At 67.9% G+C, this 15,359-nt stretch carries 18 protein-coding genes; 10 read left to right on the forward strand and 8 right to left on the reverse strand.

Features of this window, described 5'->3' with window-relative positions:
• Window positions 1-16: 16 nt before the first annotated feature.
• The 5 genes from AC5P7S_RS01555 to AC5P7S_RS01575 are packed head-to-tail and all read left to right on the forward strand — an operon-like array spanning window position 17 to window position 5,174.
• Window positions 17-1,777: a bifunctional alpha/beta hydrolase/class I SAM-dependent methyltransferase gene (locus AC5P7S_RS01555; protein ID WP_095378197.1), complete on the forward strand. Its 1,761-nt coding sequence runs from the start codon at window positions 17-19 to the stop codon at window positions 1,775-1,777.
• Window positions 1,777-3,105: a phosphatase PAP2/dual specificity phosphatase family protein gene (locus AC5P7S_RS01560; RefSeq protein ID WP_095378196.1), complete on the forward strand. Its 1,329-nt coding sequence runs from the start codon at window positions 1,777-1,779 to the stop codon at window positions 3,103-3,105. The genes AC5P7S_RS01555 and AC5P7S_RS01560 overlap by 1 nt, the downstream gene beginning before the upstream one ends.
• On the forward strand, window positions 3,102-3,539 hold the full coding sequence (locus AC5P7S_RS01565) for a hypothetical protein (protein ID WP_095378195.1): 438 nt from the start codon (window positions 3,102-3,104) through the stop codon (window positions 3,537-3,539). The genes AC5P7S_RS01560 and AC5P7S_RS01565 overlap by 4 nt, the downstream gene beginning before the upstream one ends.
• A 13-nt stretch (window positions 3,540-3,552) precedes the next feature.
• Window positions 3,553-4,182 carry a lysophospholipid acyltransferase family protein gene (locus AC5P7S_RS01570; protein ID WP_005419712.1) on the forward strand — a complete coding sequence of 210 codons (630 nt, stop codon included), beginning with the start codon at window positions 3,553-3,555 and terminating at the stop codon, window positions 4,180-4,182.
• Window positions 4,179-5,174, forward strand: a complete 996-nt coding sequence (locus AC5P7S_RS01575) for a phosphatidate cytidylyltransferase (protein ID WP_088497430.1) — start codon at window positions 4,179-4,181, stop codon at window positions 5,172-5,174. Before AC5P7S_RS01570 ends, AC5P7S_RS01575 begins: the two co-directional genes overlap by 4 nt.
• A 95-nt stretch (window positions 5,175-5,269) precedes the next feature.
• Here the strand turns inward: AC5P7S_RS01575 and fis are convergent, their stop codons facing one another.
• From fis to prmA, 3 genes are all read right to left on the reverse strand, one after another.
• Complete coding sequence (gene fis, locus AC5P7S_RS01580; RefSeq protein WP_005419706.1) at window positions 5,270-5,545, reverse strand: DNA-binding transcriptional regulator Fis; 276 nt, start codon at window positions 5,543-5,545, stop codon at window positions 5,270-5,272.
• A 115-nt stretch (window positions 5,546-5,660) separates the two neighbouring features.
• The gene (locus AC5P7S_RS01585) at window positions 5,661-6,428 is read right to left on the reverse strand and encodes a DUF3426 domain-containing protein (protein WP_095378194.1); all 768 of its coding nucleotides are present in this window, start codon (window positions 6,426-6,428) and stop codon (window positions 5,661-5,663) included.
• Between the two features lie 42 nt (window positions 6,429-6,470).
• Window positions 6,471-7,391 (reverse strand): 50S ribosomal protein L11 methyltransferase, encoded by a 921-nt coding sequence (prmA, locus tag AC5P7S_RS01590; protein ID WP_061478211.1) that lies wholly within the window; start codon window positions 7,389-7,391, stop codon window positions 6,471-6,473.
• Window positions 7,392-7,555: 164 nt separating this feature from the next.
• Between prmA and AC5P7S_RS01595 the strand changes: the two genes are divergently transcribed.
• Window positions 7,556-8,521 (forward strand): hypothetical protein, encoded by a 966-nt coding sequence (locus AC5P7S_RS01595; RefSeq protein WP_072167289.1) that lies wholly within the window; start codon window positions 7,556-7,558, stop codon window positions 8,519-8,521.
• The gene (locus tag AC5P7S_RS01600) at window positions 8,518-8,892 is read left to right on the forward strand and encodes a hypothetical protein (protein WP_072167288.1); all 375 of its coding nucleotides are present in this window, start codon (window positions 8,518-8,520) and stop codon (window positions 8,890-8,892) included. The genes AC5P7S_RS01595 and AC5P7S_RS01600 overlap by 4 nt, the downstream gene beginning before the upstream one ends.
• Before the next feature lie 133 nt (window positions 8,893-9,025).
• On the opposite strand, the gene accC is transcribed toward AC5P7S_RS01600, so the two are convergent.
• From accC to AC5P7S_RS01620, 4 genes are all read right to left on the reverse strand, one after another.
• Window positions 9,026-10,393, reverse strand: coding sequence for an acetyl-CoA carboxylase biotin carboxylase subunit (accC, locus tag AC5P7S_RS01605; RefSeq protein ID WP_005419697.1), 1,368 nt, complete (start codon window positions 10,391-10,393; stop codon window positions 9,026-9,028).
• A gap of 10 nt (window positions 10,394-10,403) precedes the next feature.
• Window positions 10,404-10,883, reverse strand: a complete 480-nt coding sequence (accB, locus tag AC5P7S_RS01610) for an acetyl-CoA carboxylase biotin carboxyl carrier protein (protein ID WP_019660824.1) — start codon at window positions 10,881-10,883, stop codon at window positions 10,404-10,406.
• Window positions 10,884-10,942: 59 nt separating this feature from the next.
• Entirely contained in the window at window positions 10,943-11,386 is a 444-nt protein-coding gene (aroQ, locus tag AC5P7S_RS01615) for a type II 3-dehydroquinate dehydratase (RefSeq protein WP_005419695.1), read from the reverse strand.
• Window positions 11,387-11,737: 351 nt separating this feature from the next.
• A complete protein-coding gene (locus AC5P7S_RS01620) occupies window positions 11,738-12,466 on the reverse strand; it encodes a DOPA 4,5-dioxygenase family protein (RefSeq protein WP_053498265.1) in 729 nt (242 codons plus the stop codon).
• Between the two features lie 165 nt (window positions 12,467-12,631).
• Here AC5P7S_RS01620 and AC5P7S_RS01625 point away from each other — a divergent pair, with 165 nt between their 5' ends.
• Complete coding sequence (locus AC5P7S_RS01625) at window positions 12,632-13,459, forward strand: isocitrate lyase/PEP mutase family protein (protein ID WP_053498264.1); 828 nt, start codon at window positions 12,632-12,634, stop codon at window positions 13,457-13,459.
• 33 nt (window positions 13,460-13,492) lie between these two features.
• Here AC5P7S_RS01625 and AC5P7S_RS01630 read toward each other — a convergent pair whose 3' ends face one another.
• Window positions 13,493-14,026 (reverse strand): hypothetical protein, encoded by a 534-nt coding sequence (locus AC5P7S_RS01630; protein ID WP_095378193.1) that lies wholly within the window; start codon window positions 14,024-14,026, stop codon window positions 13,493-13,495.
• A gap of 125 nt (window positions 14,027-14,151) precedes the next feature.
• Between AC5P7S_RS01630 and AC5P7S_RS01635 the strand changes: the two genes are divergently transcribed.
• A complete protein-coding gene (locus AC5P7S_RS01635) occupies window positions 14,152-14,748 on the forward strand; it encodes an NAD(P)H-dependent oxidoreductase (protein ID WP_095378192.1) in 597 nt (198 codons plus the stop codon).
• Window positions 14,749-14,764: 16 nt separating this feature from the next.
• Window positions 14,765-15,358 carry a TetR/AcrR family transcriptional regulator gene (locus tag AC5P7S_RS01640; protein ID WP_095378191.1) on the forward strand — a complete coding sequence of 198 codons (594 nt, stop codon included), beginning with the start codon at window positions 14,765-14,767 and terminating at the stop codon, window positions 15,356-15,358.
• The last annotated feature ends 1 nt before the right edge of the window (window position 15,359 follow it).

Raw genomic sequence — 15,359 nt, forward strand, 5'->3', positions numbered from 1 at the left:
ACAATCAGGAGATTGCATGCGTCAGGCGCAGGAACGGGAATTCCACAGCTTCGACCAGGTACCGCTGTTCTACCGGTACTGGGCCGGCACCACCGCCACCCCGGCCACCCGGGCCACCCGGGCCATCGTGCTGCTGCACCGCGGGCACGAGCACTCCGGGCGTGTTACCCATCTGGTCGATGAGCTGGACCTGCCTGACACCGCCTTCTTCGCCTGGGATGCGCGCGGCAATGGCCGTTCGCCGGGCGCGCGTGGCGATGCACCGGGCTTTCCGGCGCTGGTGCGCGACCTGGACAGCTTCATCGCCCACATCGGCGCCGAGCATGGCATCGCGGTGGAAGACATCGTGGTGATCGCGCAGAGCGTGGGTGCCGTGGTCGCCGCCACCTGGGTGCACGACTACGCGCCACGCCTGCGCGCGCTGGTGATGGCCTCGCCGGCGTTCAAGGTGAAGCTGTACGTGCCGTTCGCACGCCCGGGCCTGGCCTTGATGCAGAAGCTGCGCGGCAACTTCTTCGTCAACAGTTACGTCAAGCCGCAATGGCTGACCCACGATCCGGCGCGGGTGGAAAGCTACCGCACCGATCCACTGATCACCCGGCCAATCTCGGTGCGGGTGCTGCTGGGCCTGTACGAGGCGGCCGATCGCATCGTCGCCGATGCGCAGGCGATCAGCGTGCCGGTGCAGCTGCTGGTGTCCGGCTCGGACTTCGTCGTGCACCGTGGCCCGCAGGACCGCTTCTACGAGCGCCTGTCCAGCCCGATCAAGGAGCGCGTGCATCTGCCGGGCTTCTTCCACGACACGCTGGGCGAGCGTGATCGGGCACCGGCACTGGCGCGCATCCGCAGCTTCATCCAGGCGCGTTTCGCCGAGCCGTTGCGCGAGCTGTCGCGCCGCGATGCGCACCGCCATGGGCCGACATTTGAAGAGTCTGAAATCCTGGCCTGGCCGCCCGAGCGCAACAGCCTGGCCGATCTTCGCTGGCGCGTGGTGCGCGGTGGCCTGCGCTTTGGCGGCAGACTGTCCGAAGGCATTGCACTGGGCCTGCAGACCGGTTTCGATTCGGGCAGCACGCTGGACTACATCTATCGCGACGAAGCACGTGGCAAAGGCCCGTTGGGTCGCCTGGTCGACCGCAACTACCTGGATGCGATCGGCTGGCGCGGCATCCGCATTCGCGGTCGGCACCTGCAGGAACTGCTGCGCGATGCCGCCCAGCGCCTGCGTGGGCAGGGCATGCCGGTGCGCGTGCTGGACGTGGCCGCTGGCCATGGCCGTTATGTACTGGAAGCGCTGGGCCAGGGCGAGCAACGCGCCGAGCGCATCGTGCTGCGCGACTTCAGCGGTCTGAACGTGACCCAGGGCCAGGCGTTGATCGAGCGCCTCGGTGCGTCCGACATCGCCCGTTTCGAACAGGGCGATGCGTTCGATCCGGTGCAGCTGGCGCAGGTCGACCCGGCGCCGACGCTGGCGGTGGTATCGGGCCTGTACGAACTGTTCCCCGACAACGACGCCGTGCTGCGCTCGCTGCAGGGCATCGCCGCAACGGTGCCGATGGGTGGCTACCTGGCCTACACCGGCCAGCCCTGGCACCCGCAGCTGGAGTTCATCGCCCGCGCGCTGACCAGTCATCGTGGTGGCGCTGCTTGGGTGATGCGCCGCCGCACCCAGCAGGAAATGGATGAACTGGTGCGCCTGGCCGGGTTCGAGAAAGTGACGCAGCGCATCGATGACTTCGGCATCTTCACTGTGTCGCTGGCACGCCGGACCGCGTGATGGCGACGCTGGCTGCAACTCCGCTTGCCACGGCGGGGCGCCCCTGGCGGCGCGCGCTGCTGTGGCTGGCCCTGCTGGGCCCGTTCTTCTTTGCCAGCTACGGCTTCGCCAACTGGATGGCCGGCCGCCACGCCGAACTGCCGGTGATGGCGTTCGGCTGGGAAACGCAGATTCCGTTCGTGCCATGGACGATCGTGCCGTACTGGTCGATCGACCTGTTCTACGCGGTCTCCTTCTTCCTGTGCCGGCAGCGCCTCGAACTGGACCGGCACGCATTGCGGCTGTTCAGTGCACAGCTGATCGCCGTGAGCTGCTTCCTGCTGTGGCCGCTGCGCTTCAGTTTCGAGCGGCCGGAGATCGGCGGTGTGTTCGGCTGGCTGTTCGATGTGCTGCTGGGTTTCGACAAGCCGTTCAACCAGGCGCCATCGCTGCACATCGTGCTGCTGATCGTGCTGTGGGTGAAGTTCGCGCAGTACCTGCACGGTGCCTGGCGCTGGGTACTGCATGTGTGGGCGCTGCTGATCGGCGTCTCGGTGCTGACCACGTTCCAGCATCATTTCATCGACATCCCGACCGGCCTGCTGGCCGGCTGGCTGTGCGTGTGGTTGTGGCCGGAGCAGGGCACGCCACCGCTGCGTGCCTGGCGCATCGTGCGGCATGCCAAGCGGTGGCGATTGGCTGCGCTGTACCTGCTGGGGGCCGCTGTGCTGCTGGTGCCGGTGGTCCTGCTGCGGGGTACGGCGTTGTGGCTGCTGTGGCCGGTGGTGTCGCTGCTGCTGGTGGCGCTGGCCTATGCCGGTCTGGGTACGGCGGTGTTCCAGAAGCGCGCCGATGGTCGCCTGACCATGGCGGCACGCTGGCTGCTGGCACCGTACCTGGGCGCCGCCTGGATCAACTCGCGGCTGTGGACACGGCGTGCGCCGCAGCCGGTGCCGGTGCTGGACGGCGTGTGGCTGGGCCGGATTCCCTGCACGGTATTGCCGGCACCTTTGGTGGGCGTGATCGATGCCTGCGCCGAGCTGTCCTGCCGCGCGCCGGGCGCGGCGTATGCCAGCGTGCCGATGCTGGATCTGGTGGTGCCCACGCCGCACCAGTTGCGCGAGGCCGCCGAGGCCATCGAACGGCTGCGGGTACAGGGACCGCTGCTGGTGTGCTGCGCATTGGGTTACTCACGCAGTGCCGCCAGCGTGGCGACGTGGCTGCTGCGCACGGGCCGTGCCGTGGAAGTCGAGGCGGCGGTCGCCATCGTGCGTGCGGCACGCCCCGGCATCGTGCTGGGCCCGGAGCATCTGCAAGCCATCACCGCAGCGGCTGGAGGGCGCGCATGAGTGCCGTTCCCGATCTGGCGACCATGCAGTTGCTGCTGCGCCAGGGACGCTGGCCCGCACTGCTGTCACTGGGGCTGCTGCTGGTGGCGCTGCTGCTGCTGGGCATCGAACCGGGGCTGGCGATGATCGCCGCCGGGCTGTTGCTGCTCAGTGTGGGCGCTGGGCTCATGCAGGCCTACCATGCATGGCGGGTCGGGCTGGACGCGAGCCTGCTGCAGCTGTTGCGCGATGAAGGCCTGGATGGCGAAGCCGCTGCACGCCGTACCGACCAGCTGCTGCAGGACAGTGGCCTGCGCCGCACACCGGCCGATGCGCCGCTGCGCGGCTGGGACGTGCGTTGGGCCGGCATGCGCCGGCTGCTGCTGCGCCAGTACCTGCTGACAGCAGTGCAGGCCGCACTACTGGTGCTGGCCGTAGTGTGGCCGCAGACGTGAACGGGAGGGGCCGATGTTCGCCGAACTGATTGCACGCGCCTGCAGTGGCGCGATCCACGTGGTGACCGGCGCCCGTGCGCTGTGGATCGGCTGTGCGCCGTCCAGCGAGCGCCGCGTGTACTACGGCAACCACGCCAGCCATGGTGACTTCGTGCTGATCTGGTCGTCGATGCCGCCCGCGCTGCGGCGACAGGTACGCCCGGTGGCCGCCGCCGAATACTGGCAGCGCGACGGCCTGCGCCGCTACCTGATCGATGCCGTGTTCAACGGTGTACTGGTAGAGCGTGAGGCCGGGCATCGCCAGCAGGACCCGTTGCAGGTGCTGCGCGATGCGGTCGACGAAGAGTGCTCGCTGATCCTGTTCCCGGAAGGCACGCGCAATGTGGGCGATGAGCCGCTGCTGCCGTTCAAGAGCGGCATCTACCACCTGGCGCGGCAACGGCCGGAGCTGGAGTTCGTGCCGGTGTGGATCGACAACCTGAAGCGGGTGATGCCGAAGGGCCGGTTCCTGCCGCTGCCGCTGCTGTGCACGGCTACGTTCGGCACGCCGCTGCGGCTGCAGGCCGACGAGGACAAGGCCGCATTCCTGGCCCGCAGCCGACAGGCGCTGCTGGACCTGGCGCCGAATGGAGGGCGCGCATGAGCTATCTGATGGACGTGTCCGGTGACCTGGCCGCGCGCAGCGTGGGCCAGCAGACCGGCCTGCTGTTTGCCGGCGTCGGCGCGGTGCTGGTGCTGGCCACGCTGGTGGCCGAGACCCTGCGCTGGCGGCAGCGTGGGCAGCCCAGTGCAGTGATCGCCAACCTGGTGTCGCGCATCCGCGCCTGGTGGGTGATGGCGATCGTGGTCGGGCTGGCGCTGTTCTTCGGTCGCGCGGGGGTGATCGTACTGTTTGCGATCATCTCGCTGTTCGCGCTGCGCGAGTTCATCACTCTGGCACCGACCCGCTCGGGCGACTACTACGCGCTGCTGGCCGCGTTCTACATCGTGCTGCCGTGGCAGTACTACCTGGTGTGGATCGACTGGTACGGCATGTACACGCTGCTGATTCCGGTCTACGCGTTCCTGTTCCTGCCGATCCTGTCCACCATCGGTGGCGATACCACGCACTACCTGGAGCGGACGGCGAAGGTGCAGTGGGGGCTGATGATCTGCGTGTTCTGCATCTCGCATGTGCCGCTGCTGCTCAACCTGCATGTGCCCGGGCATGATCCGGCGCGCAACGTGCTGCTGTTTGCCTTCCTGGTGATCGTGGTGCAGTCCTCGGATGTGCTGCAGTACATCTGGGGCAAGCTGCTGGGCCGGCACCTGATCGCGCCGAAGCTGTCGCCGTCGAAGACGGTGGAGGGCTTCGTGGGCGGCGTGCTGAGTGCCAGCGCGCTGGGAGCGGCGCTGTGGTGGATCACCCCGTTCACGCCGCTGCAGGCGTTCGGCCTGTCGCTGCTGATCAACCTGATGGGGTTCTGGGGCGGCCTGGTGATGTCGGCGATCAAGCGCGACCGTGGCATCAAGGACTGGGGCCACATGATCGAGGGCCATGGCGGCATGCTCGACCGGCTGGATTCGGTGTGCTTCGCCGCGCCCGTGTTCTTCCATGTGGTGAGGTACTACTGGAAGGCGGGCGGAGGCAGCTGATTCTGCCGGGCTTCGATCCACGCATGGCGTGGATCCACCGGTCCTGCCATCGTTCATGGGATTGCCGGCCAGCGGCCGGCACTACCCACGCGCGCTTACGCGCTGATGCCGTATTCCTTCAGCTTCTTGCGCAGGGTGGCGCGGTGGATGCCCAGCATCGCCGCGGCACGGCTCTGGTTGCCTTCGCAGTGGTTGAGCACTTCCACGAACAGCGGGATTTCCATCTCGCGCAGCACGATCTCGTAGACATCGTCCGCGTCGCAGCCATCAAGGTCACGCAGGTAGCGGCGCACGGACTGGGCGACGTGTTCACGCAGCGGTGGCCGGGGAGCGCCACGACTGTTGTCAGGACGAGAGAGGACAGCGTTCAAGGGGATTCCCGATTCGGTTGGCCCGTGCGCGCGGAGCGCGCGGCCGGACGAGGTGGTGGCGGCCAGTCTAGCGCGAGCGTGCCCGACCTGCCACGGCTGGTCGCCTCTATCCTGCTCAGAGGAAGTCGAAGGTGAATGCGACGGTGGATGCGGCGGGTTCCTGCACGCGGAACGCAATGCGTGCACTCTGGCCCGGTTCCAGCACGGCCGCGCCGGGGTTTTCGCCAAGGTACTGCGCCGGTGCGAACACGCCACTGCCGATCACCCGGCCATCGGCATCGGACAGCGACAGGCGCAGATCCGGCCAGGCCTGTGCCCAGCGTGCATCGTTGCGGATGCTGGCCTGCACCTGCAGTACGCCGGCCTGGCCCGGCAGGGGGCGGATCTCGCGGCTGGTCATGGTGAACGCGGTGGGTTCATGCCAGGCCGGCAGGTTGCAGCGCAATACGCCGCACAGTGCGCCCAGCCAGGCGCGGTTGCCGGCGTCGGCGGCCAGTCGCGCTCGATCGGCCAGCACGCTCTGCAGGACCAGCAGCAGTGCCAGTCCGGCGACCAGCCCCCAGTGCCAGCGTGGCGTCGGCAGTGCGCGTGGCCGCGAGGTGCCCAGGAAACTGGGTGCATCCCCAGCCACGGCCTGCGGGGCCGGAGCGGCAAGGACGGGTTCGATCACGGCCGCTTCGTCGGGGTTGACGATGTCATCGCTCGGTCGCGTTTCCGCCATCGGTGGCAGCGCCGCTTCGAGGGGGGCGCGGGCTTGAGCTGGCGGGATGTCCTGCATCGCCGGGTCGGGCGTGCGTGAATCGGTCGCAGGTGCAGCCTCGCCTTCCGACGCGGGGCGCAGGAAGGTGGCCAAGGGGCGGCGCGGCGGGTTCGGCTCGGACATGCTCAGGGTGCGGGCTCGGATCCAGCGGTCATTCAATCACGATCAGGCGCGGCGTACGCCGGTGATGCGCATCCAGTCGCCATCCTGGGTCGCCTGCAGGTCGTCGAACCACGCGGCGTAGCGCTGCAGCAGTTCGCCTTCCTGGCCATGCAGGATGCCGGACAGGGCGATGCGGCCGCCGGCAGCGACGCGCGCGGCCAGCAGCTCGGCCAACGCGTCCAGTGCCGAGGCAAGGATGTTGGCGACCACGATCGGGTAGGTGGCGACCGGTTCGTCCTGCGGCAGGTACACGTGCATGCGCGCCTGCTCGCCGTTGCGCTCGGCATTGTCGGCGGTGGCGACCAGCGCCTGTGGATCGTTGTCCACGCCGACCGCTTCGGCGGCACCCAGCTTCAGCGCGGCCAGGGCGAGGATGCCCGAGCCGCAGCCGAAGTCGAGCACGCGCTGGCCCTGCAACTGGCCGTCCACGGCCAGCTGGTCCAGCCAGCGCAGGCACAGGGCGGTGGTCGGGTGGGTGCCCGAGCCGAAGGCCAGGCCCGGGTCCAGCCGCACCACGGCGGCATCGGCGGCCTGCGCGGCGTCCGGCAGTTCATGGTTCCACGGCACGATCCAGGTACGGCTGCCGAAATCCATCGGCTGGAACTGGTCCAGCCAGGCGCGTTCCCAGTCTTCATCCTCGACGGCGCGGAAGCTGCCGTTGCTCCAGTCCAGTTCCGGATCGAACGATTCCAGCGCGGCCAGCAGCAAAAGCGCATTGCTGTCGGCGGGGAACAGTGCGCTCAGCACCAGGGTGTCCCACAGCGGCGTTTCACCCACGCCGGGTTCGAGGATGGCCTGTTCGTTGCTGGTGTCGGCTTCGGCATCGAGCAGGGTCACAGCCAGTGCGCCGACGTCCTCCAGCGCATTTTCATAGCGGGGCTGGGTGGCTTCGGTGCAGCGCAGGGTCAGTTCCAGGAACGGCATGGCGGTGGGGGCAATCACGGGAAAGGGGGCCATGCTAGACCATCGGAGCGTCTCCGTATCGCGTGAGATGCCATCTTGAGATGAACGGGGGCAGTTCAGACAGGCCTGCCGGGCCTTGCTAAACTCGACACTTTCCTGTGCGCCGTGAACGCTCACCGCCGCCGATGGCCTTCGCCCCGACCCTGAAAACCTGGTTGCTCGTGCTGCCGGCGGTGGCCGTGCTGGGCGTGGCCGGGTACCGGGCCAGCGGCCATGCGGCGGGCGTGGCATCACCGTCGCCGGACCTGCCGACCGTCGTGCCCAGCCGCGACAGCGGAGCGGCGTTGCCGGTGGTGCCGGAAGCCCTGGCGCGCCGGCTGGCCACCGTCGAGCGCGGCAACACGCTGCCGTCGGGCCTGCCGCTGGACCTCCGCGCCGACATCGAAGACGCCAGCGATCTGTATGCCTTCGCCCAGCGCCTGCGCGTACAGGCCGATACCGGCAACCATGAAGCGCGCTGGATGCTCAGCCGCGTGTATGACTATTGCGCGCAGTACGCGCTCGATCCGGGTGGCTACCGCTTGGACAACAACGTGTTGAGCGGGTTGGGCCTGACCGCGGCGCCGGCGATGATCGAGGCCCGCGAGCGCGTGGCGCAGCGGTGTGGCGGCTTCGTTCCGGGCGACAAGCTGGGCGCTGCGCTGGTGCTGGCCGAACGCCGCAAGGCGGCCGCGCAGGGCAATCTGGCCGCAGAAGCATCGCTGTTCGCCGAGGGTGAGCCGTTGCATGACAGTGCCGAGTACCGCCGCGACCTGGTCGAGCGCGTGCGCACTTCGCGTGATCCGGAGGCCTATATGGCGATCGCGCCGGGCATGGGCGTGCGTGCCGCCGGTGACAGCGCACTCGACGGCCTGGTGGCGGGCGAACAGCTCAGTGAGCTTGCATGGCGGCTTGCGGCCTGCGAACTCGGTCTACCGTGTGGAGCGGACAGCGTGCTGGTCAACAGTTTTTGTGCGAACGGAGGGATCTGTTCGCAGGATGGAGCGCAGGATTTCCGGGATTTCGTGTATGACGCTGCGGTATCGCGGCAAGGTGCTGGGAAAATGAAGGAATGGATCAAGCGATTGATTGGAAAGAGGGACGGGCGATGAATTACCGTCGATTCCTGCATGGGGCCAAGTTCTGGTTCTGGGTGGCGCTGTTCGTGGCCTACTCTGCCGGTGCGGTCGGCCTGCTGATGATCGATACCTACGAGGATCGGTACCGGCATCTGTCGAAGGTGGAACTGACCACGGTGAAGGCGCAGGAAGACGTGCGCCGCGCCGGCGCCAGCCAGGTCGCTGCGGTCTATCGCGCGCAGACGGGCATGCCGTTCGCTTCACTGCCGGCTGGCAGCACCTTCCAGGTAGTGTGGCCGGATGGCTCGACCGAGACCATGGTGATCGTCGATCCAGCCTCGCCCAATGGCGTGCGGCCGCTGGCCAATTCGCAGATTCCGGCGACGGCGGCGGACGCGCGCTGAAGCAGCATCAGTAGAGCCGAGCCATGCTCGGCTGCACTCGCCCGCAAGCCGGGAACGGCTCGGCGCTGCCGGAAGGAAAACAGAAAAGGGCGGGGATATCCCCGCCCTTTCCTTGTCCAGCATCGGCTGACGATCAGGTCAGCGCGATCGGCTTGTTCTTGCGCTCGGCAAGGCGCTTTTCCAGGTAGTGGATGTTCTGTCCACCGGCCTGGAAGCCCTTGTCGCGCATGATCCGCTGCTGCAGGGCGATGTTGGTCTTGATGCCATCGACCACCATCTCGCTCAGCGCCACCCGCATGCGGGCGATGGCGGTTTCGCGGTCCGGGCCGTGCACGATCAGCTTGCCGATCATCGAGTCGTAGTTGGACGGCACGCGATAGCCACTGTAGATATGGGTATCCACGCGCACGCCGGGGCCCCCCGGCGGATGGAAGCCGGTGATGGTGCCCGGGCTCGGCACGAAGGTCTCAGCATCTTCGGCGTTGATGCGGCACTCGATGGCATGGCCGGTCAGTACCACGTCGCTCTGCTTGATCGACAGCTTCTGGCCAGCGGCGATCTTCAGCTGCTCGGCCACCAGGTCGATGCCGGTGACCATTTCGGTGACCGGATGTTCCACCTGGATGCGGGTGTTCATTTCGATGAAGTAGAAGCGGCCGTCCTCGTACAGGAACTCGAACGTGCCCGCGCCGCGGTAGCCGATGCGGATGCAGGCTTCGGTGCATACCTTGCCGATCTGCTCGCGCTGTTCGGCGGTGATGCCCGGTGCCGGTGCTTCTTCCACCACCTTCTGGTGGCGGCGCTGCATCGAGCAGTCGCGTTCGCCGAGGTGGATGGCGTTGCCCTGGCCGTCGGCCAGCACCTGGATCTCCACGTGGCGCGGGTTCTCCAGGAACTTCTCCATGTAGACCTCGCCATTGCCGAACGCGGCCTTGGCCTCGCTCTTGGTGGTTTCGATCGAGGTCTTCAGCGAGGCTTCGGCGTGCACGACGCGCATGCCACGGCCACCGCCACCGCCGGCCGCCTTGATGATGACCGGATAACCGATCTCACGGGCGATCTTGGTGTTGGCGACGATGTCATCGCCCAGCGGGCCGCCCGAACCGGGCACGCACGGCACGCCGGCGGCCTTCATCGCGCGGATGGCTTCGACCTTGTCACCCATCATGCGGATGGTGTCAGCCTTGGGGCCGATGAAGATGAAGCCCGACTCTTCCACGCGCTCGGCGAAGTCGGCGTTCTCCGACAGGAAGCCGTAGCCCGGGTGGATGGCCTGGGCGTCGGTGACTTCAGCAGCGGCGATCAGTGCCGGGATGTTGAGGTAGCTCTGCGGCGACGGCGCCGGACCGATGCAGACCGACTCGTCGGCCATGGCCACGTGCTTGAGGTTGCGGTCGACCGTGGAATGCACGGCCACCGTGCGGATGCCGAGGGTGTGGCACGCGCGCAGGATGCGCAGCGCGATCTCCCCTCGGTTGGCGATGACGACTTTGTCGAGCATGGCGCGCCCCTCAGCCGATCACGAACAGCGGCTGGTCGAACTCCACCGGCTGGCCGTTCTCGCCGAGGATGGCGACGATGGTGCCGGACGTGTCGGCTTCGATCGGATTGAACATCTTCATCGCTTCGATGATGGCCAGGGTTTCGCCTTCCTTGACCTGCTGGCCCACGGTGACGAAGGCCGGCTTGTCCGGGGCGGACGAGGCATAGAAGGTGCCGACCATCGGCGAGCGCAGCACGTGGCCTTCCGGCAGCGCCGGGCCCGGCTTGGCGGTGCCGCCGGTGGACGCTTCGGTCGGCGACTGCATCGGCATGGCCTGCGCCGCCGGCGCCGCCGGGGCGGCGTACACCGGAGCAGCGACCGGTGCGGCATAACCAGCGACCGGAGCGCGCGACAGGCGCACCGACTCTTCGCCTTCCTTGATTTCGATTTCAGCCAGGTTCGACTCTTCCAGCAGGTCGATCAGCTTCTTGATTTTGCGCAGATCCATGAGGGCCTCTTTGGTTTCTATCTAGGTGAGGAGAGCGCCGTGGGCGCCCGGGTCGACAATCAGGTGGCGGATACGCGCAGCAGCGCCGCGTCCATCGCGTAGCGGTAGCTGTCGGCACCGAAGCCACACACCACGCCCACCGCCTTGTCGCTGAAGAAGCTGTGCTGGCGGAAGGGTTCGCGGGTATGCGGGTTGGACAGGTGGATTTCGATGAACGGCACCGCCACCGCCGCCAGCGCATCGCGCAGGGCCACCGAGGTGTGGGTGAAGGCGGCGGGGTTGATCAGGATGAAAGCGGTTCCGTCGTTGCGCGCAGCCTGCACGCGGTCGACCAGCACATGCTCGGCGTTGGACTGCAGGCTCTCCACGGCGTGCCCGGCAGCCGATGCCTGCGCGGCCAGGGCCTGGTCGATGTCGGCCAGCGTGGTGTGGCCGTACACCTCCGGCTCGCGGGTGCCGAGCAGGTTGAGGTTGGGGCCGTGCAGGACCAGCAGCTTCGCCATGGGATCCGGAAGACGGGAAAGGGCGGCAGTCTGGCGGAACCGGTGGATGCTGTCCAGTTCGGCGAAGTTTGCAGCGTTTCAATCGTATGTTTGAAACGTGCCGAAGGGCCTGTGGCTGTATGGCGGACGCCGGATCAAGGCGCGCTGAACGTCGTGCAGGCGGTGGATGCGAGCACATAGGCCGACGATCACGGCAGGGCCGGGCGAGGGGCGATGCCGCAACGGCCCATGATGCGGTATATCCACGCCATGCGTGGATGAAGGAAGTGCGGTGCGCAGCAAGCTACGCAGCCACCGAGGGGGCTGCCCAAGGTGCGCTGCACACCCCCAGCGCCCCAATCGGACATCCGCTCAGGTTTCCAGCGGCACCGTCGGCACCACGTTCGGGAATACCTCCTCCAACGGCTCCTGTTCCCCCGGTTGTGGCGCCGGCCAGTTGTAGGCGTTCACCGGCTGCGCGCGGTTCACCCACAAGGCGTAATACAGGTGATCGGCGCGACCGTCGCCGGTATTGGGGTGGATCAGGATGGTCAGCCCCAGGCTGTTGAGCTGCAGCCACGGCACCAGCACCGGCAGCAGGTCGTTGGTGAAGCCGAAGTAGAAAGAGGGCGTGACGTGCGGGCCACGCGGCTCCAGGTTCCAGTTGCCCAGCTCGACCGGGAAGCGCTCGGCGGCCCAGCGCCGCAGCAGGGCTGCCTTCTCGAAGCTGTCCTCATCGAAATAGATATGGGCGTGGTAGCTCTTGATGTCGGTGTAGGCGCGCGGGGCGGTGGGCAACGTGGCCTCGCCGGGGCGCACGCTGGCCGGGCGCGGGGTCGGTTCGCTGGCCGTGGCCTGGCCCCAGGGGCTGCGGCCCTTGGGCGCTGGCGGAACGATGGCGCGGAAGCCAGGTCGCCCGGGTTCGGTGGTGTTCACGGCGCTGCCGACGCGCGCGGCGGCGGTGGCGGTGGACGCGCTGGCCAGGCCGCCGGCGGCCAGGCCGGCCGACGCGATCAGGCGCCGGCGGGTGGGCGAGAGCAGGTCGGCCCAGTGGGCGTCATCGTCGCCTGCGTCGGTGAGGGGCTGCGGGTCCGGGTGCATGAGGGGCTCCGTGGCGGCATTGTGGGGGCAGGCGTCCACGCTCGGGCAGGGCTGCCGGTGGCGTCCAATAAGCAGCCGGCATCACTTCATGCACGGCTGCCTTCGTCGCCTTGAGCGCGACCGAACGGCGGGCTAGGGTGCAGGTCTGCCGCCCCGGAGCCCGCCATGGCCTCGCCTGATGCCGACACCCTGCGCAAGCGCGCCAGCTTCCGCCAGTTGCATGCAGCAGGATGCTTCGTGCTGCCCAATCCGTGGGACGTGGGCAGTGCGCGCTATCTGCAGCGGCAGGGCTTCCAGGCCCTGGCCACGACCAGTGCCGGCTGCGCCTGGAGTGAGGGGCGGCCGGACGGCGCGGTATCGCTGCAGGCCACGCTGGAGCACCTGCGACTGATGGCGGCGGCGACCCCGTTGCCGTTGAATGCCGACTTCGGTGATGGTTTCGGCGCTACGCCACAGGCGGTGGAGGAGGCGGTGGCCGCGGCGCTCGCTACCGGCATTGCGGCGTTGTCGATCGAGGACGCCAGCGGCCTGGCCGATGCACCACTGAGGCCCATCGAGCAGGCGGTCGAGCGATTGCGCGCGGCGCGTGCGGCCATCGACCGCGCGGGCGGCGACGTGCTGCTGGTCGGGCGAGCGGAGAACTTCTTCGTGGGCGTACCGGATCTGCAGGATACCCTGCGGCGCCTGCGTGCCTACGCCGAGGCCGGAGCCGATGTGCTGTACGCACCGGGCATCAGTACGCGCGAGCAGATCAGTGCGGTGGTCGCCGCCGCGGGCTCGAAGCCGGTGAACCTGCTGGTCGCTGGCCCCACAGCACTGAGCCTGCAGGACATCGCCGCACTTGGCGTTCGCCGGGTCAGCCTGGGCGGTGCGCTGGCGCGTGCCGCGTGGGCTGGACTGATGCAGGCGACCCAGCCGATCGTGCAGGACGGACGCTTCGATGGCCTGCAGCAGGCGGCGTCCGGGGCTGCCTTGAACGCGTTGTTCCAGTAGCCCCGCGCCCTGCATGACGGGAAGGGCCGGCGACTACAACGCCTCGATCTCCCGCTTGGGCAGGATCACGCCGGGTTCCAGCGCTGGCAGCAGTTGGCGAAGCAGGCGCGGATTGTCCTGCAGCCCCGTGCCGTCCAGATACGTCCACCCGGAACCGCCAATGCGGCGCACGGCCACCATGAACGTGGTGCTGCGCATCGGGGATTCACGCACCCGTACCAGGGATTGGCGTGGCACGAAGCAGACTTCTTCCTCCCCGGCCGCATAGGTCCGGGTCGGCACACCGACGTCTTCGCTGATGACCACCACGCCGCCGCTGTGCTGCTTCTTCAACGCATCGCGGGTGATCGCCTGGAAGGCCTCATCGCCGCCGGCCAGCCGCTTGAGGCTGGGATGCGTGCGCTCGATGAGGAAGTCCGCGTCGCCGCGGGCGTAGGCAGTCATCAGGGCGCGCACATCTTCGCGCAGGGCCTTCGCGTCACTGGGACTGAGTTCACCCGCGAAGGCGGATGGCAGCAACAGCGACAGCAGCAGCGTCAGTATCGTCAGGGGCAGGCGTCGATCCATGTCCGGATGTCCCACAGGGCATCGTTGCACTATACGTTGGACGCGAAAACAGCGTCCCACCGGTGGCGCTGGTTTCCCAGGAATCGCTACTTACCATTAGTAGGTATCGATTCCTGGAGATCCCCATGCACAGCCTCATTGTCATCGCCCACCCTGAGCCCGGTTCGCTGACCCACGCGATGGCGCGTCGCATCGGTGATGCCATTGTCGCGGCCGACACCGGCAACACCGTGGCCTATGCCGACCTGATGGCCGAAGGCTTCGATCCGCGCTTCAACCCGCAGGACCAGGCCTTGTTCCGCAGCACCGGCGCGGTACCGGCCGATGTCGCTGCCGAGCACGCGCGGCTGGATGCCACCGATACGCTGGTGCTGGTGTTCCCGTTGTACTGGTGGTCGTTCCCGGCGCTGCTGAAAGGCTGGATCGACCGTGTGTTCACCAACGACTGGGCCTACGCACAGGATGCGCAGGGCAGGCTGGTGAAGAAGCTGCAGCGCCTGAATGTGCATCTGGTCGGCTTGGGCGGCGCCGACGCAGCCATGGTCGAACGTCGTGGCTACGACGCGGCAATGAGGACGCAGATCGACATGGGCATCTTCGACTATTGCGGCGCACGCGTGCTGTCGTCCCACCTGCTGCTGGACGCCGATACCGGTGGCGCTGACGCGCATCTGCAGACCGCGCTGGCGATCGGCCGTAAAATTGGTGTTCCAATGCGCTGATCGCCGTGCTCCGCCGATGCCCGCCAACGCCATCCCCACGCGCCGCCGAATGACCCGGGAGCAACGCACCCGCCAGTTGCTGGATGTGGCCTGGGCACTGGTCCGCGGAGAAGGTACCGGAGCGTTGACGCTGGGGCGGCTGGCCGAGGCGGCGGGCGTGACCAAGCCTGTGGCCTACGATCACTTCGTGACCCGCAATGGCTTGCTGGCGGCGCTCTACGATGACTATGACGGACGCCAGACCGTGGTCTTCCACGAGCGCATCGGCCGCGCCCGGGCGCAACTGGTCGATCGGGCGGCGGCCATCGCCTCCGGCTACATCGACTGCGTCCTCAGCCAGGGCAGTGAAGTGCAAGGCATCCTCGCCGCGCTGGTGGGGGCGCCGGAACTGCATGAGGTGCGACGGCGCTACCAGCAGGATTTCATCGACAACTGCCAGGTCTGGCTGGGTCCGTTCGCCGCCGACGGCACGGTGTCGCTGGCGGGGCGCTGGGCCATTCTCGGTGCGGCTGAAGCCCTTTCAGAGGGCGTGGCTGCCGGCGCGCTGGACAAGGCCGGTGCCGTGGCCGAGCTGCAGCGGCTGATCGTGGCGACGGTCAAGCGGCGCTGAG

It is taken from the genome of Stenotrophomonas sp. YJH_SMC_32 (assembly GCF_059369975.1).

Excerpts from the sequence above, each read along its gene's own strand:
- AC5P7S_RS01555 (WP_095378197.1), top strand. The coding sequence starts at position 17 with ATGCGTCAGGCGCAGGAACGGGAATTCCACAGCTTCGACCAGGTACCG.
- AC5P7S_RS01560 (WP_095378196.1), top strand. The coding sequence starts at position 1,777 with ATGGCGACGCTGGCTGCAACTCCGCTTGCCACGGCGGGGCGCCCCTGG.
- AC5P7S_RS01565 (WP_095378195.1), top strand. The coding sequence starts at position 3,102 with ATGAGTGCCGTTCCCGATCTGGCGACCATGCAGTTGCTGCTGCGCCAG.
- AC5P7S_RS01570 (WP_005419712.1), top strand. The coding sequence starts at position 3,553 with ATGTTCGCCGAACTGATTGCACGCGCCTGCAGTGGCGCGATCCACGTG.
- AC5P7S_RS01575 (WP_088497430.1), top strand. The coding sequence starts at position 4,179 with ATGAGCTATCTGATGGACGTGTCCGGTGACCTGGCCGCGCGCAGCGTG.
- AC5P7S_RS01585 (WP_095378194.1), bottom strand. The coding sequence starts at position 6,428 with ATGTCCGAGCCGAACCCGCCGCGCCGCCCCTTGGCCACCTTCCTGCGC.
- prmA (WP_061478211.1), bottom strand. The coding sequence starts at position 7,391 with ATGCCGTTCCTGGAACTGACCCTGCGCTGCACCGAAGCCACCCAGCCC.
- AC5P7S_RS01595 (WP_072167289.1), top strand. The coding sequence starts at position 7,556 with ATGGCCTTCGCCCCGACCCTGAAAACCTGGTTGCTCGTGCTGCCGGCG.
- AC5P7S_RS01600 (WP_072167288.1), top strand. The coding sequence starts at position 8,518 with ATGAATTACCGTCGATTCCTGCATGGGGCCAAGTTCTGGTTCTGGGTG.
- accC (WP_005419697.1), bottom strand. The coding sequence starts at position 10,393 with ATGCTCGACAAAGTCGTCATCGCCAACCGAGGGGAGATCGCGCTGCGC.
- accB (WP_019660824.1), bottom strand. The coding sequence starts at position 10,883 with ATGGATCTGCGCAAAATCAAGAAGCTGATCGACCTGCTGGAAGAGTCG.
- aroQ (WP_005419695.1), bottom strand. The coding sequence starts at position 11,386 with ATGGCGAAGCTGCTGGTCCTGCACGGCCCCAACCTCAACCTGCTCGGC.
- AC5P7S_RS01620 (WP_053498265.1), bottom strand. The coding sequence starts at position 12,466 with ATGCACCCGGACCCGCAGCCCCTCACCGACGCAGGCGACGATGACGCC.
- AC5P7S_RS01625 (WP_053498264.1), top strand. The coding sequence starts at position 12,632 with ATGGCCTCGCCTGATGCCGACACCCTGCGCAAGCGCGCCAGCTTCCGC.
- AC5P7S_RS01630 (WP_095378193.1), bottom strand. The coding sequence starts at position 14,026 with ATGGATCGACGCCTGCCCCTGACGATACTGACGCTGCTGCTGTCGCTG.
- AC5P7S_RS01635 (WP_095378192.1), top strand. The coding sequence starts at position 14,152 with ATGCACAGCCTCATTGTCATCGCCCACCCTGAGCCCGGTTCGCTGACC.
- AC5P7S_RS01640 (WP_095378191.1), top strand. The coding sequence starts at position 14,765 with ATGCCCGCCAACGCCATCCCCACGCGCCGCCGAATGACCCGGGAGCAA.